Origin of the sequence: Ferrovibrio sp., from assembly GCF_041906005.1 — a bacterium.
Taxonomy (GTDB): domain Bacteria; phylum Pseudomonadota; class Alphaproteobacteria; order Ferrovibrionales; family Ferrovibrionaceae; genus Ferrovibrio.
The window spans coordinates 3051891-3077069 of record NZ_JAYRJY010000001.1 but is presented as its reverse complement, the minus strand read 5'-3'; the positions used below and the strand labels follow the sequence as shown (position 1 = coordinate 3077069).

General features: G+C 62.7%; 22 protein-coding genes and 1 tRNA gene. 15 read left to right on the top strand and 8 right to left on the bottom strand.

Going from position 1 to position 25179, the window contains the following annotated elements:
• Positions 1 to 78 precede the first annotated feature (78 nt).
• From ACE3OO_RS15090 to ACE3OO_RS15050, 9 genes are read left to right on the top strand one after another with little or no spacing between them, the layout of a single operon-like run.
• Positions 79 to 1137: a glycosyltransferase family 4 protein gene (locus tag ACE3OO_RS15090; RefSeq protein WP_374304258.1), complete on the top strand. Its 1059-nt coding sequence runs from the start codon at positions 79 to 81 to the stop codon at positions 1135 to 1137.
• On the top strand, positions 1134 to 1724 hold the full coding sequence (locus ACE3OO_RS15085; protein ID WP_374304257.1) for a histidine phosphatase family protein: 591 nt from the start codon (positions 1134 to 1136) through the stop codon (positions 1722 to 1724). The genes ACE3OO_RS15090 and ACE3OO_RS15085 overlap by 4 nt, the downstream gene beginning before the upstream one ends.
• Positions 1721 to 2875, top strand: coding sequence for a glycosyltransferase family protein (locus tag ACE3OO_RS15080; protein ID WP_374304256.1), 1155 nt, complete (start codon positions 1721 to 1723; stop codon positions 2873 to 2875). The genes ACE3OO_RS15085 and ACE3OO_RS15080 overlap by 4 nt, the downstream gene beginning before the upstream one ends.
• Entirely contained in the window at positions 2872 to 3687 is an 816-nt protein-coding gene (locus ACE3OO_RS15075) for a polysaccharide deacetylase family protein (RefSeq protein WP_374304255.1), read from the top strand. Before ACE3OO_RS15080 ends, ACE3OO_RS15075 begins: the two co-directional genes overlap by 4 nt.
• On the top strand, positions 3684 to 4190 hold the full coding sequence (locus ACE3OO_RS15070) for a hypothetical protein (protein ID WP_374304254.1): 507 nt from the start codon (positions 3684 to 3686) through the stop codon (positions 4188 to 4190). Before ACE3OO_RS15075 ends, ACE3OO_RS15070 begins: the two co-directional genes overlap by 4 nt.
• A complete protein-coding gene (locus tag ACE3OO_RS15065; RefSeq protein WP_374304253.1) occupies positions 4187 to 6094 on the top strand; it encodes a dipeptide ABC transporter ATP-binding protein in 1908 nt (635 codons plus the stop codon). The genes ACE3OO_RS15070 and ACE3OO_RS15065 overlap by 4 nt, the downstream gene beginning before the upstream one ends.
• Positions 6091 to 7995, top strand: coding sequence for an ABC transporter substrate-binding protein (locus ACE3OO_RS15060; protein ID WP_374304252.1), 1905 nt, complete (start codon positions 6091 to 6093; stop codon positions 7993 to 7995). The genes ACE3OO_RS15065 and ACE3OO_RS15060 overlap by 4 nt, the downstream gene beginning before the upstream one ends.
• A gap of 15 nt (positions 7996 to 8010) precedes the next feature.
• Positions 8011 to 9036 carry an ABC transporter permease gene (locus ACE3OO_RS15055; protein ID WP_374304251.1) on the top strand — a complete coding sequence of 342 codons (1026 nt, stop codon included), beginning with the start codon at positions 8011 to 8013 and terminating at the stop codon, positions 9034 to 9036.
• 7 nt (positions 9037 to 9043) lie between these two features.
• Positions 9044 to 10207, top strand: a complete 1164-nt coding sequence (locus tag ACE3OO_RS15050) for an ABC transporter permease (RefSeq protein WP_374304250.1) — start codon at positions 9044 to 9046, stop codon at positions 10205 to 10207.
• 3 nt (positions 10208 to 10210) lie between these two features.
• Here ACE3OO_RS15050 and ACE3OO_RS15045 read toward each other — a convergent pair whose 3' ends face one another.
• Together ACE3OO_RS15045 and ACE3OO_RS15040 are read right to left on the bottom strand one after the other, a co-directional pair.
• A complete protein-coding gene (locus tag ACE3OO_RS15045; protein WP_374304249.1) occupies positions 10211 to 11041 on the bottom strand; it encodes a class I SAM-dependent methyltransferase in 831 nt (276 codons plus the stop codon).
• A 43-nt stretch (positions 11042 to 11084) separates the two neighbouring features.
• Positions 11085 to 11918 (bottom strand): MBL fold metallo-hydrolase, encoded by an 834-nt coding sequence (locus ACE3OO_RS15040; protein WP_374304248.1) that lies wholly within the window; start codon positions 11916 to 11918, stop codon positions 11085 to 11087.
• Between the two features lie 125 nt (positions 11919 to 12043).
• Here ACE3OO_RS15040 and ACE3OO_RS15035 point away from each other — a divergent pair, with 125 nt between their 5' ends.
• Positions 12044 to 12799: an enoyl-CoA hydratase/isomerase family protein gene (locus ACE3OO_RS15035; RefSeq protein WP_374304247.1), complete on the top strand. Its 756-nt coding sequence runs from the start codon at positions 12044 to 12046 to the stop codon at positions 12797 to 12799.
• Positions 12800 to 12805: 6 nt separating this feature from the next.
• Here the strand turns inward: ACE3OO_RS15035 and ACE3OO_RS15030 are convergent, their stop codons facing one another.
• From ACE3OO_RS15030 to carA, 5 genes are read right to left on the bottom strand one after another with little or no spacing between them, the layout of a single operon-like run.
• Positions 12806 to 13498 (bottom strand): response regulator transcription factor, encoded by a 693-nt coding sequence (locus ACE3OO_RS15030; protein ID WP_374304246.1) that lies wholly within the window; start codon positions 13496 to 13498, stop codon positions 12806 to 12808.
• A gap of 13 nt (positions 13499 to 13511) precedes the next feature.
• Complete coding sequence (locus ACE3OO_RS15025; protein ID WP_374304245.1) at positions 13512 to 14372, bottom strand: alpha/beta hydrolase; 861 nt, start codon at positions 14370 to 14372, stop codon at positions 13512 to 13514.
• A gap of 28 nt (positions 14373 to 14400) precedes the next feature.
• Positions 14401 to 14874 carry a transcription elongation factor GreA gene (greA, locus tag ACE3OO_RS15020; RefSeq protein WP_374304244.1) on the bottom strand — a complete coding sequence of 158 codons (474 nt, stop codon included), beginning with the start codon at positions 14872 to 14874 and terminating at the stop codon, positions 14401 to 14403.
• Positions 14875 to 14905: 31 nt separating this feature from the next.
• Positions 14906 to 18139, bottom strand: a complete 3234-nt coding sequence (gene carB / locus ACE3OO_RS15015) for a carbamoyl-phosphate synthase large subunit (protein ID WP_374304243.1) — start codon at positions 18137 to 18139, stop codon at positions 14906 to 14908.
• Between the two features lie 27 nt (positions 18140 to 18166).
• Positions 18167 to 19342, bottom strand: a complete 1176-nt coding sequence (gene carA, locus ACE3OO_RS15010; protein WP_374304242.1) for a glutamine-hydrolyzing carbamoyl-phosphate synthase small subunit — start codon at positions 19340 to 19342, stop codon at positions 18167 to 18169.
• A 300-nt stretch (positions 19343 to 19642) separates the two neighbouring features.
• Between carA and ACE3OO_RS15005 the strand changes: the two genes are divergently transcribed.
• From ACE3OO_RS15005 to ACE3OO_RS14985, 5 genes are all read left to right on the top strand, one after another.
• Positions 19643 to 20101, top strand: a complete 459-nt coding sequence (locus tag ACE3OO_RS15005) for a GatB/YqeY domain-containing protein (RefSeq protein ID WP_374304241.1) — start codon at positions 19643 to 19645, stop codon at positions 20099 to 20101.
• A gap of 70 nt (positions 20102 to 20171) precedes the next feature.
• Positions 20172 to 21998: a DNA primase gene (gene dnaG, locus ACE3OO_RS15000; protein WP_374304240.1), complete on the top strand. Its 1827-nt coding sequence runs from the start codon at positions 20172 to 20174 to the stop codon at positions 21996 to 21998.
• A 61-nt stretch (positions 21999 to 22059) separates the two neighbouring features.
• Positions 22060 to 24114: an RNA polymerase sigma factor RpoD gene (rpoD, locus tag ACE3OO_RS14995; protein ID WP_374304239.1), complete on the top strand. Its 2055-nt coding sequence runs from the start codon at positions 22060 to 22062 to the stop codon at positions 24112 to 24114.
• Between the two features lie 72 nt (positions 24115 to 24186).
• Positions 24187 to 24263: transfer RNA gene (locus ACE3OO_RS14990), tRNA-Ile, on the top strand.
• Positions 24264 to 24396: 133 nt separating this feature from the next.
• Positions 24397 to 24699, top strand: coding sequence for a DUF6455 family protein (locus ACE3OO_RS14985; RefSeq protein ID WP_374304237.1), 303 nt, complete (start codon positions 24397 to 24399; stop codon positions 24697 to 24699).
• Positions 24700 to 24705: 6 nt separating this feature from the next.
• Here ACE3OO_RS14985 and ACE3OO_RS14980 read toward each other — a convergent pair whose 3' ends face one another.
• The gene (locus tag ACE3OO_RS14980; RefSeq protein WP_374304236.1) at positions 24706 to 25179 is read right to left on the bottom strand and encodes a cytochrome C; all 474 of its coding nucleotides are present in this window, start codon (positions 25177 to 25179) and stop codon (positions 24706 to 24708) included.

The window sequence follows — 25179 nt, the reverse complement described above, 5'->3', positions numbered from 1 at the left end:
CGCATCGGATTTTACGCCCCTCTCAAGCCGCCGGACCACGCGGCCCCATCGGGCGACCGCCGCATGGCGAGACTATTCATGCAATTGTTGCGGAATTTGGGTCATCAGGTCGAAACCCTGTCTACTCTACGCAGCTATAACCGTGATGGTGACCCGGCACAGGAAGCCGGCACTGCCATGGCAGCGACACGCGAGATCGAACGCCTGGCCGCGGCGTGGCAGGCCAATCCGGCAACACGGCCAGACCTGTTGTTCACTTATCATGTCTATCACAAGGCCGCCGATTATCTGGGGCCCGCGCTGAAACAGCGCTACGGACTGCCGTATGTGATCGCCGAGCCCTCAGTGGCGCCCAAACGCGAACACAGCCCCTGGGCTGCCGGCTATGCCCAGGCCGCCCGCGCCATCCGTTCCGCCGATATCCTGTTGCCGATCACGGCCCTGGACAGGATCTGCCTGTCTGCGTTTGCCGGGGCCGACAAAGTGCATCCCTTCCCGCCTTTTCTCGACCATCAGGCTTTTGCCGCCGCCGCGGCCCAGCACGACCGGCATCGCCGCGTCGTTGCGCAACGCTTCGGCCTGGCACCGGGGCAACCATGGCTGCTCGCCGTGGGGATGATGCGGGCCGGAGACAAGATGGCCTCGTTCCTGCGCCTGGCCGAGATGCTGGCACTGGCAATGGATACAGACTGGCAGCTTCTGCTGGTGGGCGATGGACCGGAACGTCGCGCAGTCGCACAGGCATTCGCATTCGCCAGTGATCGGGTTCGGTTCAGCGGCCAGCTTGAAGCCGCTGACCTGCCGGGGATTTACGCGGCCTGCGATCTCTACGTCTGGCCGGCCATCAACGAAGCCTACGGCATGGCTTTGCTGGAAGCACAGGCCGCCGGTTTGCCGGTGCTATCGGTCAATACGCGCGGCGTACCCGACATCGTGCACCATGGCGAAACCGGCTGGCTAACCACCGACGCCCAGCCTGAGAGTCTGGCTACTGCCCTGCGCGACTTGCTGAAAGACACCACGCGACGCCAAAACATGGCCCGTGCTGCGATCGAACATGTCGAGGCACATCTATCGATGGTCGCGGCACAGCGGCGGTTGCAAGACATCTTTGCCAGATCGGGATTGCCGGCATGATCCGCCTTGCCCTGCTGCGCCACGGTGCGACGGAATGGAACGCAGTTGGCCGCCTGCAAGGCCACACGGATATTCCCCTATCCGCAGTTGGTCATGAACAGGTTGCTCGCAACCGCCTGCCCCAGACTTATGGGGCGCGGGTCTGGTATTGCAGTCCGCTGCAACGCGCCTGCCAGACAGCGACGGCGCTGGGACTGCGGCCCGTTATCGAACCGGCCCTGATCGAGATGAATTGGGGCGATTATGAGGGCCACACCATAGCCGAATTGCAGGCCAGGTATGGCCCGACTTTCACTGCGAATGAAGACCGCGGCCTCGATCTGCAACCACCCGGCGGCGAAAGCCCGCGCCAGGTACAGGCCCGGTTGCTGCCCTGGCTAAAAAGCCTGACCGCCATGGGGGAGGATGCCGGTGCGGTGACCCATAAAGGCGTCATCCGCGCCATCCTCGCGCTGGCCTTCGATTGGCCGATGCTGGGCAAGCCGCCGGTGAAACTGGATTGGCGCTGCCTGCAGGAATTTCGTATCACTGATGCCGGTCGGCCCGAATTGCTGGCGGCCAATATATCGCTGGAGCCAAAGGCATGACCGCGCCGCGCGTGATGATCTATGTGCAGCATTTGCTGGGCGTCGGACACCTTCATCGTGTGGCCGCGATTGCGCGTGCCTTCGCACGCCACGGCTGGGAAACCCTGCTCGTTTCCGGCGGCATGCCCGACCCAACTCTCCATGGCCTGGACGGCGTGCGTTTTGAACAACTGCCGCCTGCACGCGCCAAGGATGCCAGTTTCCGCATTCTATTGGATGAAACCGGCACGCAGATCACCGACGAATGGCGCGCCATGCGCATTCAAAAACTTCAGGATATCTTCGACCGCTTCGCCCCCGATGCGCTGCTGACCGAATTGTTCCCGTTCGGCCGCCGGCCGATGCGGTTCGAATTGCTGCCGCTTCTGGCCCATGCCAAAGCCTTGGTGAAGCGGCCTGCCGTGTTTTGCTCGGTCCGCGACATCCTGGTCGACCGCACCAAACCCGAACGCGATCTAGACAGCATCGCCTGGCTGCAGGATTACTACGATGCCGCACTGATCCACGGCGATCCCGCTTTCGTGCCATTCGAGAAGACCTTCCCGCTGGCTGAACGTATTGCCGACCGGCTGCATTACACCGGCTATATCGTCGAACGTCACAGCATTCCGCAAACGACTGCCGGCAAGGGCGAGGTGCTGGTTTCCGCCGGCGGCGGTGCGGTGGGATTGCCGTTGTTCCATGCCGCGCTGGCAGCCCGGCCGCTCTCGGCGGCGCATGACAAGCCCTGGCGCATCCTGGTCAGCCCGCATGAAAAACCTGAAGCCGTAGAAGATCTGCGGCGCATGGCTGGCGATGGGGTTATCATCGAGACCGTGCGACCCGACTTTTCCGGCATGCTGCGCCATTGTCTGCTGTCGATCAGCAAGGCTGGCTACAATACCGTCATGGAAACCCTGGCCAGCGGCGCGCGAGCTGTGGTGGTGCCTTTTGCCGGCGGCGAGGAGACCGAACAGGCTTTACGCGCCAACCTGCTGGCCGATCGCGGCCTGCTGCAGGTATTGCGCGAAAGTGACCTGAATCCGGCCAAGCTGGCGCATGCCATCGATCTGGCCCTGACCGCGCCACGCCCTGACGGTCCCGGTATCCGTCTGGATGGGACGGATGAAACAGTACGGCTGGTCCGCAGCTTCGTGGACCGACGGACGTGACCGGCCGCCCCGCAGCCTGGGCCGAACTGACGGCCGAACTCGATCTCTGGGCGGCAGAGGGACGGCAGGCGTATTTCTGGTGGCGAGACGACGACGCGGCAAAAGCAAGCCCGGCCCTTGATCGCTTGCTGGAGCTGCAAACCGGCACTGGGGCGCCGCTGGCCCTGGCTGTTATTCCTGCGCTGGCCGAAATTCGTCTGGCAGAACGTCTTACCCTACAGTCCGGCATTGTTGCACTGCAGCATGGCTATGCCCATCACAATCACGCGATGGCTGGCGAGAAGAAATCCGAATTTCCTGCCAACCGGCCATTGCAGGCGCGGTTAAGCGATATCCAGCAGGGACAGCAGCTTCTCGCCGCGAAATTGCCTCCCCAGTTCCGCCAACCGGTTTTTGTACCCCCCTGGAACCGCATGGCGCCCGATATGCTGCCCGATCTGGCCGAAATGGGCTTCAGCGCGGTTTCGGCTTTCAAACCGCGAGAGGCCTATTGGGCTGCGCCGGGCCTGGCCTGGCTGAATACCCAGCTCGATCCCATCGATTGGCACGGTAACAATCACCCTGAGACCGCAGAGGCCAGCTTGAAGGCGGCGGTGGCCCTGCTGCACGGCATGCGCGGGGGCGTAAATCCGTTGCAACCTGTGGGTTTTCTGACCCACCATCTGCGCCATGACGCCTTTCTGTGGGACTTCGTGGGAACGTTCATCGCTGCTGTTGCGACCCATCCGGCCGGCCAGTGGCTGGATACCGCCACAGCCCTGACCATTGGCCGCCCGGCGGAATCCGCCCCCCCTGTAACGCGGACGTCATGACCCGGCTGTATTACCCCCTCTCCCGGCTCTGGCCGGACTACCTGCGGGCTGGGATCGGGCTCGCCATCTGCCTGGGACTGCTGTTGTTTGCCTCGCCTCAATCTGTCATTTTTACGCTGTTGGTCGGATTGAGTTTGCTGCTGGCCTGGCTTGGCGCCATCACGGTGTGGCGCCAACAGATCGAGATCACGCTCGACGCGTCTGGGGCAGCACGATCCGGCCGATGGGGTTTGGGGCGGCAGCTGGTCATGCCGTGGTCTGGCCTTCGCAACGTGACCCTGCGGTATTATTCGACCCGCCGGGATCGCAGCGAAGGCTGGCTGCAGCTGACGATCGAAGGGGAACAAGGAATCTTGCGCGCTGACAGCGATCTGATCGGATTTCCGGTCCTGGTCGAGCAGGCCATCGCCGCCGCCACTGCGCGTGGCGTCGCCCTGAGCGAGGCGACGCGCCTGAATGCCGCACGCCTGCCGGCCATCGCCCCGAAGGATGCGCGGCGATGACCAATACCATGACCGGCAACGTGCTTGAAGTACGCGACCTGCAGGTTCAATTCGACCTGCCCGAGGGAGTGGTGAAGGCCGTGGACGGGATCAGTTTCCAGATCCCGCAAGGCAGCACGGTTGCGCTGGTGGGCGAGTCAGGCTCGGGCAAATCGGTGGTCAGTCAGGCCATCATGGGCATCCTGCCTCGCCTGGCCCGCATTCCCAACGGCCAGATCCTGTTCCGCGATCCGCAGAAGCCTGAGCAGCCCGCCATCGACATCGCCGCCCTGCCACAAGGTTCGCCGCAGATACGCCAGTTGCAGGGCGGTCGCATCTCGATCATTTTCCAGGAGCCGATGACATCGCTTAGTCCGCTCCACACCATCGGCAACCAGATTACTGAATCCCTGCATCTGCACCGCAAGGTCAGTGAAACCGAGGGCAACGAACTGGCCACCGAGATGCTGCGCCTGGTGGGGTTCCCTGATCCGCAACGCGCCATGCGTACCTATGCCTTCGAATTGTCAGGCGGGCTGCGGCAGCGCGCCATGATCGCCATGGCCCTGGTCTGCCGCCCGGCTTTGCTGATTGCCGACGAACCGACCACGGCGCTGGATGTCACCATCCAGGCCCAGATACTCAAGCTGCTGAAGGATCTGCAATCCGAACTGGGTATGGCAATCCTGATGATTACCCATGATCTTGGCGTGGTGGCCAACATGGCCGACGAGATCGTGGTGATGTATCACGGCAAGGTAATGGAACGCGGCGGCCTGCACGACATTTTCGGCGCGCCGCAGCATCCTTACCTGAAGGCCCTGCTGAAAGCCGTGCCGCGTTTCGACATGGAACCCGGCGAACGGCTGGTGCCAATCCGCGAGATCAAGGGCGAGATCGGAGCCCTGCTGCGCAGCGGTCGCAACCGTGAAACCGGTGCCCGCGCCGGCACGCCACTGCTGGAAGTCAAGCATGTGAGCAAATCCTTTACCCTGCGCAAGGGCGGACTGTTTGGCGGCGGCAAGGTCAGCAGCGTTCTGGCGGTGGATGACGTCAGCTTCGATGTGCTACGCGGGGAATGCCTGGGCCTGGTGGGCGAGTCCGGCTGCGGCAAGACCACGGCCAGCAAGCTGATCATGCGGGCGATGACGCCCGACAGTGGCAGCATCCGCTTCCACGACGGCGACAAGCTGGTGGACGTGCACAGCCTGGCAGACGATGCCCTGTTCAAATACCGCCGCAAGGTACAATTCATTTTCCAGGACCCCTTCTCGTCGCTCAATCCGCGCATGACGGTGTTCGATATCGTCTCCGAACCGCTGGTGATCCATGGCATCGGCGATGAGGACGAGCGCTTCGAACGGGTCAAGGAATTGATGACCTTGGTTGGCCTCGATCCGCGCTTCCTGCGCCGCTACCCCCATTCCTTCTCGGGCGGCCAGCGCCAGCGCATCGGCATTGCCCGCGCCCTGGCCCTGCAACCCGATCTGCTGATCTGCGACGAGCCGGTTTCGGCGCTCGACGTTTCGATCCAGGCGCAGATATTGAATCTGCTGAAAGATCTGAAATCCGAACTCGGCCTCACCTACCTGTTCATCTCGCACAATCTGGCCGTGGTGGATTACATCGCCGACCGCATCGCCGTGATGTGCGCCGGCCGACTGGTCGAGATCGCGCCACGCGAGCAGCTTTTTTCCAACCCCGTGCATCCATATACCAAGGCCCTGCTGGCCGCGGTGCCCAAGCCCGATCCGGCAAGCCGCCTGGATCTGCATCTGCTGATGGAAGGCAAAGCCTCCAATCCACAGGATTGGCCGCATCCCTTCACCATTGACGGCCGGACCAGGCCGCACATGATCGAGGTCGGACGAGGTCACCTTGTGCGTGCGGCCGCCACTGCCGATTCCCGGGATCTAGTCGCATGAAGACCGCTTTCCGACTGACCATTCTGGCTGCCGCTTTTGTCGTATCACTGGGGCCGGTCCGCGCGCAGACACCCGACCTGCAGGAAACGCCGGCATTTGCCGCCGATGTCGCGGCCGGGAAATTGCCACCGGTAACCGCTCGAATCCCGACCGTTCCACTGGTCGTCAATTTCCAATCGCCGCGGGAAGCCGGCCAACCGGGCGGCGATCTACGCACCCTGATCGGCCGCGCCCGCGACGTGCGTCTGCTGAACGTGATCGGCTACACGCGATTGGTCGTATACGATGAGAAATTCCGGTTCGTGCCCGACCTGGCCGAAAAGCTTGAAGTCGAAGACGAACGTATCTTCACCTTCCACCTGCGCAAGGGCCATCGCTGGTCGGACGGCCAGCCTTTCACGGCGGAGGATTTCCGCTATTACTGGGAAGATGTCGCCAACAACAAGGAATTGAACCCGGCCGGCCCACCGGCCAGCCTGATGGTCGATGGCGAAAGGCCGAAGGTGGAATTCCTGGATGAGGCCACGATCCGTTACAGCTGGTCAAAACGCAACCCGGGTTTCCTGCCGCGCATTGCCGGCACCTCAGCGTTCTATCTCTATCGCCCGGCGCATTACCTGAAGCAGTTCCACGCCAAATATGCCGATCCCCAGAAGCTGGCCGCATTGGTCGCCGCTGAAAAGCGCGCCAGCTGGGCCGCATTGCACAATCGCATGGACAACATGGTGGAAGGGGACAATCCCGACCTGCCCGGCCTGGATGCCTGGATGATGACCACGCGGCCACCCGCAATCCGCTTCGTGGCGACGCGCAATCCCTATTTCCATCGCGTTGATGCCAATGGCCGGCAACTGCCCTATATCGATCGCATTATCTTCAGTCAGGCCGATGCCAAGCTGATCCCGGCCAAGGCCGGCGCCGGCGAAGCCGACCTGCAATTCCGCAACATCACGTTCAACAACTTCACCTTCCTGAAAGAGAACGAGAAACGGGCGGGCTACAAAACGCTTCTGTGGCGCACGGCCAAAGGCTCGCATTTCACGCTGTATCCCAACCTGAATGCCACCGACCCAAGCTGGCGCGCCCTGATGCGCGATGCGCGCTTCCGCCACGCCCTGTCTCTGGCGATCGATCGCCAGGCCATCAACGAGTCGCTGTATTTCGGTCTGGCCATCGAATCCAACAACACGGTCCTGCCCGACAGCCCGCTGTTCAAGCCGGAATACCAGTCGACCAATGCCACATTGGATGTGGCCACGGCCAACCGCCTGCTGGATGAACTGGGCCTGAGCAAGCGTGACGGAAATGGCGTCCGCCTGATGGCCAACGGGCGTCCGCTGGAGATCGTGGTGGAAACCGCCGGTGAGGATACCGAGCAGACCGACGTACTGGAGCTGATCGGCGAAAACTGGGCCAAGATCGGCATCAAACTATTTGCCAAACCCAGCCAGCGCGATGTGGTGCGTAACCGCATCTTCTCGGGCGAAGCGATCATGTCGGTCTGGAGCGGACTGGAAAATGGTCTGCCCACGGCGAACACCAATCCGCACGAACTCGCCCCCACTTCACAATATGGCTTGCAATGGCCGAAATGGGGCCAGTGGTATGAAACCAGCGGCCAGTCCGGCGAACCAATCGATATGCCGGCCGCCCGTGAACTTTACGATCTCTACGAGGCGTGGATGGCCACCGGCGACGAGGACCAACGCACACGCATCTGGCATCGCATGCTGACCATTCATGCCGAACAGACCTTCAGTATCGGTGTGATCAGCGGTATTTTTCAGCCCATCGTCGCGAATAAGAAACTTGCCAATATTCCGAAGGAAGGTGTTTTCAACTGGGATCCCGGCGCTTTCGTCGGCCTGTACCGCACCGAAACCTTCTGGTTGCGGCCCTGAGCGACGGCCAGACCGATGCTGCTGTATCTTGCCCGTCGCCTTCTGCTGATGATCCCCACCCTGCTGGTGATCAGCCTGTTCATTTTCATCATCATCAAGCTGCCCCCGGGCGATTATCTGACCAACCAGATCGCCGAGTTGCGCGCCCAGGGCGAAACCAGCGCGCTGGAACGCGCCGAGTTCCTGCGCAGCCAGTATGCATTGGACCGGCCACTGCTTGAGCAATACGCGATCTGGATGGGGTTCTGGCCAGGTCCAAACGGCTTTTCAGGCCTGCTGCAGGGAGACTGGGGCTGGTCGTTTGAATATAACCGTCCGGTTGGCGAACTAATCGGCGATCGGCTGGTGATGACGGCGGTGATCAATTTCTTCACCATCCTGTTCATCTATATCGTCGCCTTCCCCATTGGCGTCTATTCGGCCACCAGGCAGTATTCATGGGGCGATTACGGCTTCACCCTGCTGGGCTATATCGGCCTCGCCACGCCGAACTTCCTTCTGGCGTTGGTGCTGTTGTATTATTCGAACCGCTGGTTCGGTGTTTCGATGGGCGGTCTGGTCGACCCTGAACTGATCGACAAGCCCTGGAATGCGGAAAAGATCGCCTCGCTGATGGCGCACATGGTGGTGCCGGTGGTTGTGATCGGCACCTCGGGCACGGCGGCGATGATCCGCCGCCTGCGTGCCAATCTGCTGGATGAGTTGCAGAAGCAGTATGTCACCACAGCCCGCGCCAAGGGGCTGCCGCCCCTGCGCCTGCTGGTAAAATATCCGATCCGCATGGCGCTGAACCCCTTCATCTCCGATATCGGCAACCTGCTCCCCTCCATCGTTTCGGGCTCGGTAATCGTGTCCGTGGTGATGAGCCTGCCAACGGCTGGACCGATGCTGCTGGGCGCCCTGCAGTCCCTGGATCAATATCTGGCCGGTTCCTTCCTGATGTTCCTCGCCCTGCTCACCGTGGTCGGTATGCTGATTTCAGACATTCTGCTGGCCCTGCTCGACCCACGTATCCGCCTCACCGGCGGCATGGCGAAATAGGCCGGCCATGCGCGACACATCCAGCAAGCCGGAACATTGGGTCAATCCCGCGCCTTTCGATCCTTATTCGATCGAAAGCATGACACCGGAGCAAGAGCGGTATTACCGCGCTTCGCAATGGCAGATGATGTGGTGGAAATTCCGTCGCCACCGGCTGGGGCTGTGGAGCGGCGTGATCCTGCTGCTGATCTATGCCTCCACCCTGTTCTCGGAATTCATCGCGCCCTACAATCTGCAGACGCGCAATCCGCGGGCGATCTATGCACCACCGCACGAAATTCACCTGTTCCACGAAGGCGAATTTGTTGGACCGTTCGTCTACGGTCTCCGGTTCAAGATGAATACCGAAACGCTGAAGCGCGAATATTTCCCCGACACCAGCCGGGTACAGCCGCTACGCTTCTTCTGCCAGGGCGACGCCTATGAATTCTGGGGCATGATCCCCATGCGCTTCCATTTCGTCTGCCCCAGCGAGGATGGACAATTCTATCTCTTCGGCACCGACCGGCTCGGCCGCGACATCTTCTCGCGCATCGTCTATGGCACTCGCATATCGCTCACCGTCGGCCTGATCGGCATCGCCATCAGTTTCCTGATCGGCATCGTGCTGGGCGGCATCTCGGGGTATTACGGCGGCTGGATCGACAGTACAATCCAGCGCCTGATCGAGTTGATCCGCAGCCTGCCCGAACTGCCGCTCTGGATGGCGCTGTCGGCCGCCCTGCCGGTCACATGGTCGCCGATCCTGGTTTACTTTGGCATCACCATCATACTGGGCCTGCTCGACTGGCCGGGTCTCGCACGTGCAGTGCGATCCAAGCTTCTGGCCCTGCGCGAAGAGGATTTTGCGACCGCAGCACGCCTGATGGGAGCCTCGCCCGGACGCATCATCGGTCGCCATCTGCTGCCCAGCTTCATGAGCCACCTGATCGCCTCGGCCACACTGTCGATCCCGTCAATGATTCTGGGTGAGACGGCGCTATCCTTCCTGGGCCTGGGCCTGCGACCGCCGATCACCTCTTGGGGCGTGCTGCTCAACGAGGCGCAGAACATCAACGTGGTGGCGCTGTATCCCTGGCTGATGACGCCGGCCATACCCGTTATCGTGGTGGTGTTGGCTTTCAACTTCTTCGGCGACGGCCTGCGCGACGCGGCCGACCCGTACCGTTAGACCTTAAACCGACTTTTCCAGCCACAGACTCGCTGGCATTGCCTCTTCTGCCTGCGGCAGACGGCCGATAATGCTCCTGTCCACGCGCTCAGCCATGCGGGTGGCCACGTAATGGCTGGCAAAAAGCGGACGAAAGCCACCGATCAGCAGCGGAACCACGGCCTGCTGTTCGTTATACCCGCGCCAGGCCCAGCTTTGCGGGTAATCGTCGGGCAGGAAGATATCGTGGATATGCACGATCACGCCAGCGGCCAGCTGCGGCAGCACGCGGCTGAACAACCAGTCCACATCTGTGCCCGGCATCAGGATATGGCTTGAATCGATGAACAGGATGTCGCCCGGCTGCAGGACCGCAAAAACAGCCGGGTCAGCCGTCTGCGCCACTTCCGGCATGAACCGGATCGGCAGGCCGGCCAGTGTGGCGCGAGGCTGGGGATCGATCGCCGTGATCGCGGTATCCAGTCCGGCATCAGCCACCGCGCGCGACATAAACCGTGTGGAATGGCCTGAACCGACTTCCACAATGCGCGCGGGTTTCAGGCGTCGCACCAGCGTATAGGCTGCAACGGCATCCAGCGTCGGGAACCAACTCTGGTCAAACCGGGGGCCTATCCCGCCCGCCTTGCGTTCAGCCACGATGCGGCCGAATGCCTCGGCATGACTGCCGGCTTCATCCAGCAGATTCTGGAAAACAGACGTACAGGCGGCGAACAGCTCTGCCGCCGGCTCATAGACCGCCTGACGATTGGCCACCGTATCGGCATAGCGATAGGGAATGAAAAAACCCTGCCGCCGCAACCCGAGCAGGGGAGCGGCCAAAGTCTGCAGTCCCATGCGGAACCTGCGCCAGGATTTGCTCATCGATGACCCAGGCGCGTCACGGTCGCAGGATCAGGCCCTCACGGGCCACAACCGAGCCAGGCCGCGCGGCTTCAAGCTCGGCAGCCACGCGATCCATGAAGGCATCGTCATGTTCAGGATCATGATGGAACACCACGAAGGTTTTCACACCGGCCGCATCGCACAGCTTGGCGCCGGCCTGCCAGGTGGAATGGCCCCAGCCCTTGCGGCAGGCATATTCCTCGTCCGTATACATGGAATCGTAGATCACGATATCGGCGCCACGGATCAATTCGAGGATGTTCTGATCCAGCCCTTCGGCCGGATGCTCCGTATCGGTGAGATAGCAGATCGACTTGCCGCCATATTCGACGCGATAGCCGGTGGCGAGATCGGGATGGCTTAAGGGGCCGGTGCGGACAGTGATGCCGGGTTTGGGATGCAGCACTTCGCCCTGACGGAAATCGTGAAAACTCAGATTGGCCTGAAAGATTTCCAGCGGCACAGGGAAAAGCGGCGAACACATCATCTGTTTCAGCACGCTTTTGATACCGTCGGCTTCGGTGACATGTCCCGCATGGATGCGGAAGGTATTGCGCGGATCAAAAGCCGGACAGAAATGCGGCAGGCCGCAGACATGGTCGTAATGGGTATGGGTGAAAAAGAGATCCGCATCGACGGGCGCCGTCGCCTGCTGCAAGGCAACACCAAGCGCGCGAATACCCGTGCCCGCATCAAACAATAAAAGATGCGAGCCACACCGAATCTCGAGCGCCGACGTGTTACCGCCATAGCGCATCACCTCCGGCGAGCCTACGGCAATGCTGCCACGGACGCCCCAGAAGCGAACGTAAAACTCTTCAACCCCCACTGTGGCCTCCTTTTTTATCCCGTCAGCGTCGTGGGATGGAGTGCCGGCTACTACAACCGACCCTTGCCGGTCGGCGGGGTCTGTGCGGAAATGCGACATGACAAAGATTAAGGGCGGATAGCGCGATGTCTCAAGCTTTTATTGCAGAAATCCAAGATTTGCTGGCGACCGTCACATTCTGCCGCCCGGAAAAGCACAATGCCCTTGAAATCAGCGACCTTGGGGAACTTGACGCTACGTTAATCGAGATGGCGGCACGAGCCGATATCCGCGCTCTGGTCCTGCGCGCCGAAGGCAAGAGCTTTTGCGCCGGCGTCGATTTTGGCTCTGTCGCCGGTCATGACTGGCGCGATAACCCGCTCGAGCGCGTGACGGATCGCCTGGAAAACATGCCCTTCCCCACGCTTTGCCTCCTGCAAGGTGGCGTTTATGGCGGCGGCACCGACCTGGCGCTGGCTTGCGATTTCCGCCTTGGTGCACGCGGCATCAAGTGCTTCATTCCGCCGGCGAAACTAGGCATCCAGTACCATCCGCACGGCCTGAAACGCGCAGCGACGCGCTTGGGGCTGAATGCGGCCAAACGGCTGTTCCTGGCGACCGAAACCTTTGATGACGCCGAAATGCTGCGGTGCAATTTCGTTGACTGGTTGGTGGAGCCGGAAGATCTGCACGCACGAGGCGAGGTTCTGGCAAAGACCCTGTGCGGCCTGGCACCCCAGGCCGTGCGCGGCATGAAGCAGAGCCTGAACGAGATCGCCAACGGCCTGTTCGATGAGCGTGCGGCCCGCGAACGCGCCGCCGCCAGTTTCCGCACCGAGGATTTCCAGGAAGGCCGCCGCGCGATGGCGGAAAAACGCCCGCCCGTTTTCACCGGCCGATGAACGCCCTCAGGGCTGCAGGCGATAGCCGCCCGGATCGGTGATCAGCAGTTGTGCCGCGCCGGGATCCCGTTCGATCTTCTGGCGCAGGCGATAGATGTGGGTTTCCAACGTGTGGGTGGAAACGCCGGCATTATAACCCCAAACTTCCGCCAGCAGGGTTTCGCGCGGCACCGGCTTCAGGCCGGCACGCAGCAGGTATTTCAGAATCGCGGTTTCCTTCTCGGTCAGCCGCACCTTCTTGCCCGCCTTTTCGTTATCCAGCAGCACCTTGCTGGCTGGTCGGAAAGTATAGGGGCCGATGCCGAACACGGCATCCTCGCTTTGCTCGAACTGGCGCAGTTGCGCGCGGATGCGCGCCAGCAGCACACCCAGCTTGAAGGGTTTGGTGACGTAATCGTTTGCGCCGGATTCCAGGCCCATGATCGTGTCGGCCTCGCCATCGGCCGCGGTGAGCATGATGATCGGTGCGCGCACGCCCTGTTCGCGCAGCTTGCGGCATAAATCCCTGCCGTCCATGTCGGGCAGGCCGACATCGAGCAGCAGCAGATCGAAATGCTCGTCCGGCACCAAGGCCAGGGCTGCGGCGGCATCGTTGACGCAGACTGCCGAGAATTCCTTGGTTGTTTCCAGCTGTTCGGCCAGCAGGGATTGCAGGGTGCGGTCATCATCGACCAGCAGCACACGCTTCTGTCCGCTCATTCCCCCCTCCTCTTCAGCGCAGCAGGCCGGCCATGACCGTCTGAAGGTCGCCGCCGGGCTGCGCCATGCCGTATACGATATCGAAATGATGCCGGTCCGGTGCTGTGATCGCGGTCACCTTGCCACCACGCAACTTATAGGCGGTCACGAAATCGTGTTGCTGTTCAAGGAAGGCCGGCGTCTCGGCGCCACCCACCGCGCAGATCAGCGACGGCAATGGCCGCGCCCAGCCGGCCACCAAAGGCAAGGGCGAATTGCGCAAAGCCACGACATCATCCATGCCCAGCCGGTCGTTTAGATAGCAATGACGGATCGGCAGCAGGTCGTAAAGACCGGAAATGCTCAACCCGCCCTTGACCAGATCGGCCGGGGCCGCGCCATCCAGCTTCTCCCATTCGGTCAGCGCTGCCATCGCGGTGAGATGCCCACCGGCGGAATGCCCGCTGACGAAAATGCGGTTGTGATCGAAGTCCAGCGGCGCTGCCTCGCGCCACAGCCACAGCAAGGCACGGCGGATCGAGGCGACGATGCGATCCATGTCGGCTTCGGGCGCCAGCGGATAGTTCAGGATCGCCACATTCGCCAAAGGAGAGCCTCCTGGGCCTACGAAACTGTTGGCGATGAAGCTGAACGACGACTTGTCGAGCGCCTGCCAGTAGCCGCCATGGATGAAAACCAGCAGCGGCCTGCCCGGTTCGGGTACCGTGAACAGATCCAGCGTCTCGCGCGGATGCGCGCCATAGGCCAGGTCGAGCCGGCAAGATAGCGCCTGCCGCGTCACTGCGCTCTCGGCTGCCCAGCGATCCATATCCTGCTGGTGCGTCGGCACCGCGGCGCGGTTGTTGTAGAGCCGGTCGAGAGCCTCGCGATCCATCGGGACTCCCATCGCCGCGCCTCGTATCTTACTTATACTCGACCGAGACGATCTCGTAGGCCTTGGCACCACCCGGCGTCGTCACCTCGACGGTATCGCCCTCGGCCTTGCCCACCAGGGCCCGCGCCAGCGGCGCCGTGATCGAGAGCAGGCCCGACTTGATGTCGGCCTCATCGGCCCCCACGATCTGATAGGTGCTTTCCTCGCCGCTGTCTTCATCGGCCAGAACTACCGTGGCACCGAACTTCACCTTGTCGCCCGACAGCTTGGAGACGTCGATCACCTCGGCGCGGCGCAGCTTGTCCTCCAACTCGAGGATGCGCGTCTCGATCCAGCCTTGGCGTTCTTTCGCGGCATGGTATTCGGCGTTTTCCGACAGGTCGCCATGTTCGCGCGCTTCCGAAATGGCGCGGATCACGGCCGGGCGCTCCACCGTCTTCAGATTCTTCAGCTCGGCTTCCAGACGCTGGTAGCCGGTCGCGGTCATCGGAATCTTCTGCATAATTCCCCTTCCTGTCTGACCGTCAAAAAAATCAAAAATAAGCCTGCAGGGGCACCACGGCAAGGCTTCCTGACCGCAGCGCCTCAATGGCGCGCACAGCCGCCTTGGCGCCGGCAACGGTGGTGAAATACGGAATCTTGTTCATCAGCGCGGTGCGACGAAGGTCGAAACTGTCGCGGATCGAAGCCGACCCTTCCGAGGTGTTGAACACCAACTGGATCTCGCCATTCTTCATGGAATCCACCACATGGGGGCGGCCTTCCATCACCTTGTTGACGCGGCGCACAGTGATGCCGTGCTCCTCAAAGAAACGGGCGGTGCCGGCCGTGGCCACCACCTCGAAACCCATGCCGACCAGGCGGCGGGCGGCATCCACCAGGGCCGGCTTGTCGCCGTCCCGTACCGATATGAATACGCTGCCGGTCAATGGCAACACCGTGCCGGCAGCGATCTGCGCCTTGGCGAAAGCCGTGCCGAAATCGCGATCTATGCCCATCACCTCGCCGGTCGATTTCATCTCGGGGCCGAGAATGATGTCGACCCCGGGGAACCGCGCGAAGGGGAACACGGCTTCCTTCACCGCGATATGATCATTCCGGGTTTCATGCAGGTTGAAGCTGGCCAGCTTCTCGCCCGCCATCACGCGCGAGGCGATCTTGGCCAGTGGCTGACCGATGGCCTTGGCGACGAAGGGCACGGTGCGTGAAGCACGCGGATTGACCTCCAGGATATAAACCACCCCGTCTTTCACCGCATACTGCACATTCATCAGGCCCACGACCTTCAATGCACGGGCCAGGGCCTCGGTCTGCAGCTTGATCTCGTCAATGATCGCCGGCGCCAGGCTGTACGGCGGCAGGGTACAGGCGCTGTCGCCGGAATGGATACCGGCTTCCTCGATATGCTCCATCACGCCAGCGACGAACTGCGTTTCGTCATCGGCCAGGCAATCGACATCCACCTCGATGGCATCCGACAGGTAACTGTCGATCAGTACCGGCGAGGAACCCGAAACCCTCACCGCCTCGGTCATGTAGCGTTCGAGCTGCGCGCTGTTGCGCACAATCTCCATGGCGCGGCCGCCCAGCACATAGGACGGCCGGATCACCACCGGATAACCGATCTTGGCCACCACGGCGCGCGCCTCGTCTTCCGAGCGGGCGATGCCGTTGGCCGGCTGCTTGAGATCAAGTTTCTGCAGCAATTGCTGGAAACGCTCGCGATCCTCAGCCAGGTCGATGGCATCCGGCGAGGTGCCGAGGATCGGCACATTCGCAGCCTCCAGCCCGGCGGCGAGTTTCAGCGGTGTCTGGCCGCCGAACTGCACGATCACGCCCAGCAGTTTGCCCGTCGACTGCTCGACACGCACGATCTCAAGCACATCTTCCACGGTCAGAGGCTCGAAATACAGGCGATCCGAGGTGTCGTAATCGGTGGAAACGGTTTCCGGGTTGCAGTTGACCATGATGGTCTCGTACCCGGCTTCCTTCAGCGCATAGGCGGCGTGCACGCAGCAATAGTCGAACTCGATGCCCTGGCCGATACGGTTCGGCCCACCACCCAGGATCATCACCTTGGTGCGATCCTGCGGCTGCGCCTCGCATTCCGCCTGCGCGCCAAATTCGTACGTCGAGTACATATAAGGCGTACGGCTTTCGAATTCGGCCGCGCAGGTGTCCACCCGCTTGAAAACCGGCGTCACGCCCAGCTTGCGGCGCAGCGCCGCCACCTCGGCCTCTTTCAGGCCGGCCAGCTCGGCCAGGCGCGGATCGGAGAAGCCCATGCGCTTGAGCGCCAGCAGGCTGTCGGCATCCTTCGGCAGGCCCTCCTTGCGGATACGCTGCTCGGTGCGCACGATCTCGGCGATCTGTTCGAGGAACCACGGATCGTATTTGCAGGCGGCATGCACCTCGGCGACGCTGAGGCCATGGCGGAAGGCCTGGGCGATCACCAGCAGGCGGTCCGGCGTCGGCCGCGCCAGCGCCGCCACGATGGCTTCCTTGCCGTCTGTCTCCTCGGCATCGGGGATCACGACTTCGTTCAGGCCGGTAAGACCCGTTTCCATCGAGCGCAGGGCTTTCTGCAGGCTTTCCTGGAAACTGCGCCCCATCGACATCGCCTCGCCGACCGACTTCATCGAGGTGTTCAGCAGCCGGTCGGTGCCGGGGAACTTCTCGAAGGTGAAACGCGGCATCTTGGTGACGATGTAGTCGATGGTCGGCTCGAACGACGCCGGCGTCACCCCGGTGATATCGTTCATCAACTCATCCAGCGTGTAGCCCACCGCCAGCTTGGCCGCCACCTTGGCGATCGGGAAACCGGTCGCCTTGGAGGCTAGAGCGGACGAGCGCGATACGCGCGGATTCATCTCGATCACGACCATGCGGCCGTCGGCGGGATTGACCGCGAACTGCACGTTCGAGCCGCCGGTCTCAACGCCGATCTCGCGCAGCACCGCCATCGAGGCGTCGCGCATGATCTGATATTCCTTGTCGGTCAGCGTCAGTGCCGGCGCGACGGTGACGCTGTCGCCGGTATGCACGCCCATCGGATCGATGTTTTCAATCGAACAGACGATGATGCAGTTGTCCTTCTTATCGCGGACAACCTCCATCTCGTATTCTTTCCAGCCCAGCACCGATTCATCGATCAGCACTTCGGTCGTGGGCGAGGCATCGAGACCGCGCATCACGATCTCGTCGAATTCCTCGCGCGTATAGGCGATGCCGCCGCCGGTGCCGGCCAGTGTGAAGGACGGCCGGATCACCGCCGGCAGTCCCACAGTGGCGAGCAGCGCGCGTGCTTCGTCCAGCGTATGCGCCGTGCCCGAACGTGGCATGTCGAGCTTCAGGCGGTTCATCGCCTGGCGGAACAGCTCGCGGTCCTCGGCCATGGCGATGGCGTCGCGGCTGGCGCCGATCAGCTTCACACCCAGCTTTTCCAGCGTGCCATTCTCGGCCAGCTTCATCGCGGTGTTCAGCGCGGTCTGGCCGCCCATGGTGGGCAGCAGCGCATCCGGACGCTCCTTCTCGATCACCTTGGCGACGATCTCTGGCGTGATCGGTTCGATATAGGTGGCATCCGCCAGGCCCGGATCGGTCATGATCGTGGCCGGGTTGGAATTGATCAGGATGACGCGATAGCCCTCTTCCCTCAGCGCCTTGCAGGCCTGCGTGCCGGAGTAATCGAATTCGCAGGCCTGGCCGATCACGATGGGACCGGCGCCGATGATCAGGATGCTTTTGATGTCAGTACGTTTGGGCATGATCCACCTGGAAGCGACGCCGGCTGCTTAGCCGCGCTGCCGCTCCATCAACTTGACGAAACGATCGAACAGATAATGGCTGTCCTGCGGGCCGGGCGAGGCTTCGGGATGGTACTGCACCGAGAAGACCGGCTTGTCGGTCAGCTTCAAACCCTCGTTGGAGCCGTCGAACAGCGACACATGGCTGCGCACCACATTCTTCGGCAGGCTTTCTTCCACCACGCAGAAACCATGGTTCTGGCTGGTGATTTCCACCTTGCCGGTTTCCAGGTCCTTCACCGGATGGTTGGCGCCGCGATGGCCGCGCTCCATTTTCGCCGTCTTGCCGCCCAGCGCCAGCGCCAGCATCTGGTGACCTAGGCAGATGCCGAAGACCGGCTTGCCGCTGTCGACCAGCGCCTTGATGGTGGGCACGGCATAGACGCCGGTGGCGGCCGGATCGCCCGGGCCATTGGAGAGGAACACGCCATCGGGCTTATGCCGCAGCACGTCTTCCGCCGTGCTGTTGGCCGGCAGGACGGTGACCTTGCAGCCGGCAGTGGCGAGGCTGCGCAGGATGTTGCGCTTGATGCCGTAATCGAGCGCGACGACATGGTATTTCGGCGCGGTCAGCTTGCCGTAACCCTGGCCAAGCACCCAACGCGTCTCGTCCCAGCTATAGGTCTGGCGGCAGCTCACTTCGGCGGCGAGATCCATGCCTTCCAGACCCGGCCAGCCCTTGGCTTTCGCATGCAGCGCGGCAAGATCGAACTTGCCGTCTTTGGCATGCGCAACCACGCCGTTCGGCGCGCCCAGATCGCGGATGCGCCGCGTCATGGCGCGGGTGTCGATGCCCGACACACCAACCAGATTGCGCAGCTTCAGCCAGTCGTTCAGGTGGCTGTCGGCGCGGAAATTGGAAGGCCCGGTGATCGGCGCGCGCAGGATCAGGCCGCGCGCGGCAATGCCCTGGGTTTCGATGTCCTCAGGGTTGGTCCCGGTATTGCCGATATGCGGGAAGGTGAAGGTGATGATCTGGCCGGCATAGGAGGGATCGGTGAGAATCTCCTGGTAGCCGGTCATCGAGGTGTTGAAACAGACCTCGCCAACCGCGTCGCCCTCGGCGCCCAGGCCCCAGCCCCAGAACACGCTGCCATCCGCCAACACCACAACGCCGGTATAACCCGGGCCTGGGGGTGCGGCGTATTTCGGTGTCTCGGCCATTGGGGGCTCCATTTACTCAATCGGGCAGGCTACAGGCCGCAAAAAACCACCGGAGGGCGATACGGGGAACCCGGCTCCGGCGGTACGGCACAAGCTATTCTACGGTGATTTCGGCGGCGGCGGGCGCCGCGTCAACCGAGGCCGGACCATACCAAAACCCCTGCCAGCGTCAAGGCCGGGCTTGCGCCTAAAAGTATAGAAAAATCATATATTTATTCCTTTTGCGAGTCGTGCCCGCTTGGGCTATGCTGCGCGCCTTTCAAAAACCGCTCCGATTCCGTTACCGCTGGGGGACACACGATGCTGCGCGAGACGCTCAACCAGGCGCTCAAGGACGCCATGAAGGCGAAGGATGCCCAGCGCACCGCCACCCTGCGCCTGATCCTGGCGGCCCTGAAGGACCGCGACATCGCCGCCCGCACCTCAGGCGACGACCGTACCGGCATTCCCGACGACGCCATCCTGTCCCTGCTGCAGACCATGGTGAAGCAGCGCCGCGAGTCGATCACGATGTACGAGCAGGGTGGCCGCCAGGACCTGGCCGACAAGGAGAAGTCCGAAATCGCCGTGATCGAGAGCTTCCTGCCCAAGCAGCTGTCGGAATCCGAGGTCGAGGCCGCCGCCCGGGCCGCCATCGCCGAAGTGGGCGCCCAGGGCATCAAGGACATGGGCAAGGCCATGGGCGTTCTGAAGGCGAAATATGCCGGCCAGATGGACTTCGCCAAGGCGGCGGCTATTCTTAAAAGCCAGCTGAGCTGAGGGCTGCCGAGTCGCCCGAGTCGGGTCATCCGGGCAGACGGAAACAGGCAGAATCGGCGCAGGGAGAAGCATGGCGTTCCCCGATTCCTTTCTTGAGGAACTGCGCAACCGGCTGCCGCTGTCGGGTGTGGTCGGCCGTTCGGTGCGGCTGATCAAGCGCGGCCGGGAATTCACCGGCCTCTGCCCCTTCCACAACGAAAAATCGCCCTCCTTCACGGTCAACGACGACAAGGGCTTTTTCCACTGCTTCGGCTGCGGCGCCCATGGCGACGTGATTGGCTTCGTCATGCGCAACAGCGGCCTCGCCTTCCCCGAGGCCGTCGAACAACTGGCCCAGGAAGCCGGCCTGGCCGTGCCGCAGGTGCGGCCCGAAGACCGCCAGAAGGCCGATCAGGTCGCCACCCTGGGCAAGGCGATGGAAGAGGCCGCCAAGTGGTTTCAGGCCCAATTGCAAGCCAGTGTGGGCGCCGAGGCCCGTGCCTATATCCAGAAACGTGGCCTGAAGCCGGAAACCATCGAGCGGTTCCGTCTGGGCTACGCGCCGCAGAGCCGCACGGCGATGAAAGAAGCCTTGCTGGCGCGCGGCCTGCCCGAGCCGCTGCTGGTCGAGGCCGGCCTGCTGATCAAGCCCGAGGATGGCGGCCCGAGTTATGATCGTTTCCGCCATCGCGTGATGTTCCCGATCGGCGACCGCCGTGGCCGCGTGATCGCCTTCGGCGGGCGCGCGCTGGATCCCGATGCGCCGGCAAAATACCTGAACTCGCCGGAAACCCCGCTGTTTCACAAGGGCCGCAATCTATACAACCACGCGCTGGCCCGCGAAGCAGCACGCGAAAGCGGCACCGTCGTTGTTGTGGAAGGCTACATGGACGTGATCGCGCTGGCCCAGGCCGGCATCGAACACGCCGTCGCCCCGCTGGGCACCGCGCTGACCGAGGAACAGATCGCCCTGCTCTGGCGGCTCTCGGCCGAGCCGATCCTGTGTTTCGACGGCGATAACGCCGGCATCCGCGCTGCCATGCGGGCGGCCGACCGCGCCCTGCCCCTGCTGGAGCCTGGGCATTCCTTCCGCTTCGCCATCCTGCCGGGCGGCCAGGACCCCGATGATCTGGTGCGCAACCAGGGCCGGCAGGCGATGGAAGAGGTGCTGGCTGCCGCCCTGCCCATGGCCGATATCCTCTGGCGCAAGGAAACCGAGGGGCGTCCTCTGGATACGCCGGAACGCCGGGCCGCCCTCGAGGCTGCTCTTTTCGGCCTGGCCGGCCAGATCAAGAACCCGGCGGTCCAGAACCATTACCGGGACCATTTCCGCAGCCGTCTGCGCACCCTGTTCGCCCCGCCGCCCCGGACCTGGACCCCACGGGCCCGCCCGGGCTTCCCTAACGGAAGGCCGCAACAACCCGAGGGTTTCCGCGGCCCCATGCCCCCCAGCCAGGAACGGACCGAAAAGGCCCTGCTGGCTGCCGTACTGGCCCATCCCTGGCTGCTGGAGGAGCATGGCGAGGCTTTTGCGGCCCTGGCCTTCCCGCCGGGGCCGCTTGACAGCCTCAAGAGCCGGATTCTAGAAGAAGCCTCCCGCCATCCGGGTCTTGACGGCGAGGCCTTCGCAACCCATCTCAGGCAGCGAGGACTCGGCGCTCAGCTCGACCTTGTGACTGGCGAGGCCGGGCGGATTCTGGAGCCGTTTGCGCGCAGCGAGACCCCACCGGACAAAGTTGAGCGAGGGTGGTGGCAAGCCGTGCAGCGTTACCGGTTGGCAGAACTGGAACAGGAGCTGGCGGTGGCGGAAGCCGAGCTGGCGAACAATACCAATCCCGAGGCATGGCAGCGTTTCGTGGCCCTGAAGGCAGAGGTCGGTTCGGCGCGCAGCCAGGTTTCGGCATCGGATACGGAATGAGCCGTTCCTTACACGGGGCGGCTTTGTGTTTTTTACGAGATAGGAAGAGTTAGGAACCGGCATGGCGAAACAAGCAGCGGCCCCTGACGCCTCGGAAGCGCCTGAAAAGGAAGAGACCGTCGACACCCCGTTGATCGACGCCTCGATGGCAGCCATCAAGCGCATGCTGGCCAAGGCCAAGGAGCGCGGCTACGTCACGTATGACGAGATCAATGCCGTGCTGCCGCCGGAGCAGGTTTCCTCCGAGCAGATCGAAGACACGATGGCGATCCTGTCCGAGATGGGCATCACCATCGTGGAATCCGAGGAACAGGAAGAAGCGCCCGCCGAGAAGGAAGAGGCCGAGCTGGACGGCGAGGCCCCCGAGGGTGAGACCGCGCCGGCCAAGGCCGAGGTGGATCGCACCGACGACCCGGTTCGCATGTATCTGCGCGAGATGGGTTCGGTGGAACTGCTCTCGCGCGAAGGCGAGATCGCGATCGCCAAGCGTATCGAGGCCGGCCGCGAGAAGATGATCGGCGCGATCTGCGAAAGCCCGCTGACCATCCAGGCGATCGTGAAATGGCGCGACGATCTGGTGGACGGCAAGATCCTGCTGCGCGATGTGGTTGACCTGGAAGCCACGCTGGGTGGCGGTGGCGGCCCGGATAACGCCGCGCTGGAAGGCGTCGAGGAAGAAGAAGCGGCAGCCGCCGCTCCGCCGCCGCCGAAGGTCGAGGCCAAACCGGCCAAGGTCGAGGCCCCTGCCCCGGTGAAGGCCGAAAAGAAGAAAGCCAAGGATGCCGCCGAGCCGGAGGCCGAAGCCGCCCCCGCGCCGGAGGAGATGGACGAGGAAGACGAGGCCAACCTGTCGCTGGCCGCGATGGAAGCCCAGCTCAAGCCGCAGGTGCTGGAAGCCTTCGACGCCATCGCCAAGCATTACAAGAAGCTGCAAAAGACGCATGAAGAGCGCCTGCAGGCCGCCCTTGTGCATGCTGATATCGATGCCAAGAAGGACAAGTCCTATCTCAAGCTGAAGCATGAGATGGTGCGCCTGATGGAATCGGTGCATCTGAACAACACCCGCATCGAGATGCTGGTGGAGAACATGTACGGCCTGAACAAGCGCCTGATGATGCTGGAGGGCCGCCTGCTGCGCAGCGCCGAGAGCTTCAAGATCCCGCGCGACGAGTTCCTCAAGCAGTATGAAGGCCAGGAACTCGATCCGAACTGGCTGACCAAGGTAGGCAAGCTGAAGACCCACAAGGGCTGGGCCCGTTTCGGCGAGGCCGGCCCGAAGGAAGTCAACCCGATCCGCGAGCAGATCGCGGCGATTGCCACCGAATTCGGTCTGCCGATCTCGGAATTCAAGCGTATCTACAAGCTGGTGCGCGAGGGCGAACGCGAGGCCAGCGTGGCGAAGAAGGAAATGGTGGAGGCCAACCTGCGCCTCGTCATCTCCATTGCCAAGAAATACACCAACCGCGGCCTGCAGTTCCTCGACCTGATCCAGGAAGGCAATATCGGCCTGATGAAGGCGGTCGATAAGTTTGAATACCGCCGTGGCTACAAGTTCTCCACCTACGCCACCTGGTGGATCCGGCAGGCGATCACCCGTTCGATCGCCGACCAGGCCCGCACCATCCGCATCCCGGTGCACATGATCGAAACGATCAACAAGCTGGTGCGCACCAGCCGCCAGATGCTGCACGAGATCGGCCGCGAGCCGACCCCGGAAGAGTTGGCCGCCAAGCTGGGCATGCCGCTGGAGAAGGTGCGCAAGGTGCTCAAGATCGCCAAGGAGCCGATCAGCCTTGAGACGCCGATCGGCGACGAGGAGGATTCCCATCTGGGCGATTTCATCGAGGACAAGAACGCCGTCCTGCCGGTGGATGCCGCCATCAACTCCAACCTGCGCGAAACCACCACGCGGGTTCTGGCCACGCTGACCCCGCGCGAGGAACGCGTGCTGCGCATGCGCTTTGGCATCGGCATGAACACCGACCACACGCTGGAAGAAGTGGGCCAGCAGTTCTCGGTGACGCGCGAGCGTATCCGCCAGATCGAGGCCAAGGCCCTGCGGAAGTTGAAGCATCCGAGCCGCTCGCGTAAATTGCGCTCGTTCCTGGATACGTAAGACCAGCGCCCCGGAACCCCGGGGCGTTTGTTTTCCGGAATGTTTTTCGGGCAGCCATTGCCCGGAACGGTGGGGCCTGTAGCTCAACTGGTTAGAGCCGGCCGCTCATAACGGTCTGGTTGCAGGTTCAAGTCCTGCCGGGCCCACCATTTCCCGCCTTGCCCTTCATGACGCCTTTCCACGGCGTCCTCTCCCATGACGCCCTTTGTTGATCCAGCGCAAAGTCATCCCGCCGGGAAGGAATAGGCTGATCTCCAACGATTTCACGAGGAGACCCCGGCCATGGACACCCTGTGCAATGCCATCGACCGCCGCGCCGGCCTGATGCAGAAGATGATGGATCGCCTGAACGTGGATCTGGAGGCTTCGGCCCTGGTCGCGCTGGGTACCAAGCTCGGCGGTGCGGCGCGCGCCTGCTTCTTCTGCCGCAATGCCGACGAATGCCAGCGCTGGTTTGAGGCCGGTGCCGGCGATGACGGCTATCGCCGCTTCTGTCCCAATGCCGACCGGTTTGAGGCCCTGCCCCATCGCATGCCAGGCCAGATGACGCCTGCGCCCATGCCGGGCAAATGGTCGGACCAGTAAAAGCGGTTAATCGTCAAACCACCCCCGGTCGGCTCCCGTGTGGCAGGCTTGGCAGTTCGATTTCGTGACTACTTTCGGATCGCGCCAGACGCGGTCGGGGAAATCATGCTCGCGCAGGAAAGCCGGGTTCTCGGTGATCCTGCGTGGCACGCCGTCTGGAGCCACCCAGCGCATGAATTCGCGTAAGCCCCTGCCGGTGCCGGCATCGCCGGCGCGGCTGACCAGATAGGCTTCGATCCGCATCGCCTGTTCCGCCGGCAGGATGACCTCCTCGCCGAAATGATCGGACAGATCCCGCATCAGCGCTGACCATGAACGACCCGGCAGAAAGCCCGGCGGGAATGCCATGTGGCATTCGCCGCAGACTTTCTTGGTGAGCGGATCATCGACGGGCGCGACATATTTGCCACCTGCATGGGAGATCGCCGGCATGGCCGCCAACAGGCATGCTGCGATGATCAGAACCCGAAGCCGGAGCAT

What these genes read in the sequence shown, in the direction of transcription:
- ACE3OO_RS15090 (WP_374304258.1), top strand. Translation starts at nt 79, where the DNA reads ATGCAATTGTTGCGGAATTTGGGTCATCAGGTCGAAACCCTGTCTACT.
- ACE3OO_RS15085 (WP_374304257.1), top strand. Translation starts at nt 1,134, where the DNA reads ATGATCCGCCTTGCCCTGCTGCGCCACGGTGCGACGGAATGGAACGCA.
- ACE3OO_RS15080 (WP_374304256.1), top strand. Translation starts at nt 1,721, where the DNA reads ATGACCGCGCCGCGCGTGATGATCTATGTGCAGCATTTGCTGGGCGTC.
- ACE3OO_RS15070 (WP_374304254.1), top strand. Translation starts at nt 3,684, where the DNA reads ATGACCCGGCTGTATTACCCCCTCTCCCGGCTCTGGCCGGACTACCTG.
- ACE3OO_RS15065 (WP_374304253.1), top strand. Translation starts at nt 4,187, where the DNA reads ATGACCAATACCATGACCGGCAACGTGCTTGAAGTACGCGACCTGCAG.
- ACE3OO_RS15060 (WP_374304252.1), top strand. Translation starts at nt 6,091, where the DNA reads ATGAAGACCGCTTTCCGACTGACCATTCTGGCTGCCGCTTTTGTCGTA.
- ACE3OO_RS15055 (WP_374304251.1), top strand. Translation starts at nt 8,011, where the DNA reads ATGCTGCTGTATCTTGCCCGTCGCCTTCTGCTGATGATCCCCACCCTG.
- ACE3OO_RS15050 (WP_374304250.1), top strand. Translation starts at nt 9,044, where the DNA reads ATGCGCGACACATCCAGCAAGCCGGAACATTGGGTCAATCCCGCGCCT.
- ACE3OO_RS15045 (WP_374304249.1), bottom strand. Translation starts at nt 11,041, where the DNA reads ATGGGACTGCAGACTTTGGCCGCTCCCCTGCTCGGGTTGCGGCGGCAG.
- ACE3OO_RS15035 (WP_374304247.1), top strand. Translation starts at nt 12,044, where the DNA reads ATGTCTCAAGCTTTTATTGCAGAAATCCAAGATTTGCTGGCGACCGTC.
- ACE3OO_RS15030 (WP_374304246.1), bottom strand. Translation starts at nt 13,498, where the DNA reads ATGAGCGGACAGAAGCGTGTGCTGCTGGTCGATGATGACCGCACCCTG.
- ACE3OO_RS15025 (WP_374304245.1), bottom strand. Translation starts at nt 14,372, where the DNA reads ATGGATCGCGAGGCTCTCGACCGGCTCTACAACAACCGCGCCGCGGTG.
- greA (WP_374304244.1), bottom strand. Translation starts at nt 14,874, where the DNA reads ATGCAGAAGATTCCGATGACCGCGACCGGCTACCAGCGTCTGGAAGCC.
- carB (WP_374304243.1), bottom strand. Translation starts at nt 18,139, where the DNA reads ATGCCCAAACGTACTGACATCAAAAGCATCCTGATCATCGGCGCCGGT.
- carA (WP_374304242.1), bottom strand. Translation starts at nt 19,342, where the DNA reads ATGGCCGAGACACCGAAATACGCCGCACCCCCAGGCCCGGGTTATACC.
- ACE3OO_RS15005 (WP_374304241.1), top strand. Translation starts at nt 19,643, where the DNA reads ATGCTGCGCGAGACGCTCAACCAGGCGCTCAAGGACGCCATGAAGGCG.
- dnaG (WP_374304240.1), top strand. Translation starts at nt 20,172, where the DNA reads ATGGCGTTCCCCGATTCCTTTCTTGAGGAACTGCGCAACCGGCTGCCG.
- rpoD (WP_374304239.1), top strand. Translation starts at nt 22,060, where the DNA reads ATGGCGAAACAAGCAGCGGCCCCTGACGCCTCGGAAGCGCCTGAAAAG.
- ACE3OO_RS14985 (WP_374304237.1), top strand. Translation starts at nt 24,397, where the DNA reads ATGGACACCCTGTGCAATGCCATCGACCGCCGCGCCGGCCTGATGCAG.
- ACE3OO_RS14980 (WP_374304236.1), bottom strand. Translation starts at nt 25,179, where the DNA reads ATGCTCCGGCTTCGGGTTCTGATCATCGCAGCATGCCTGTTGGCGGCC.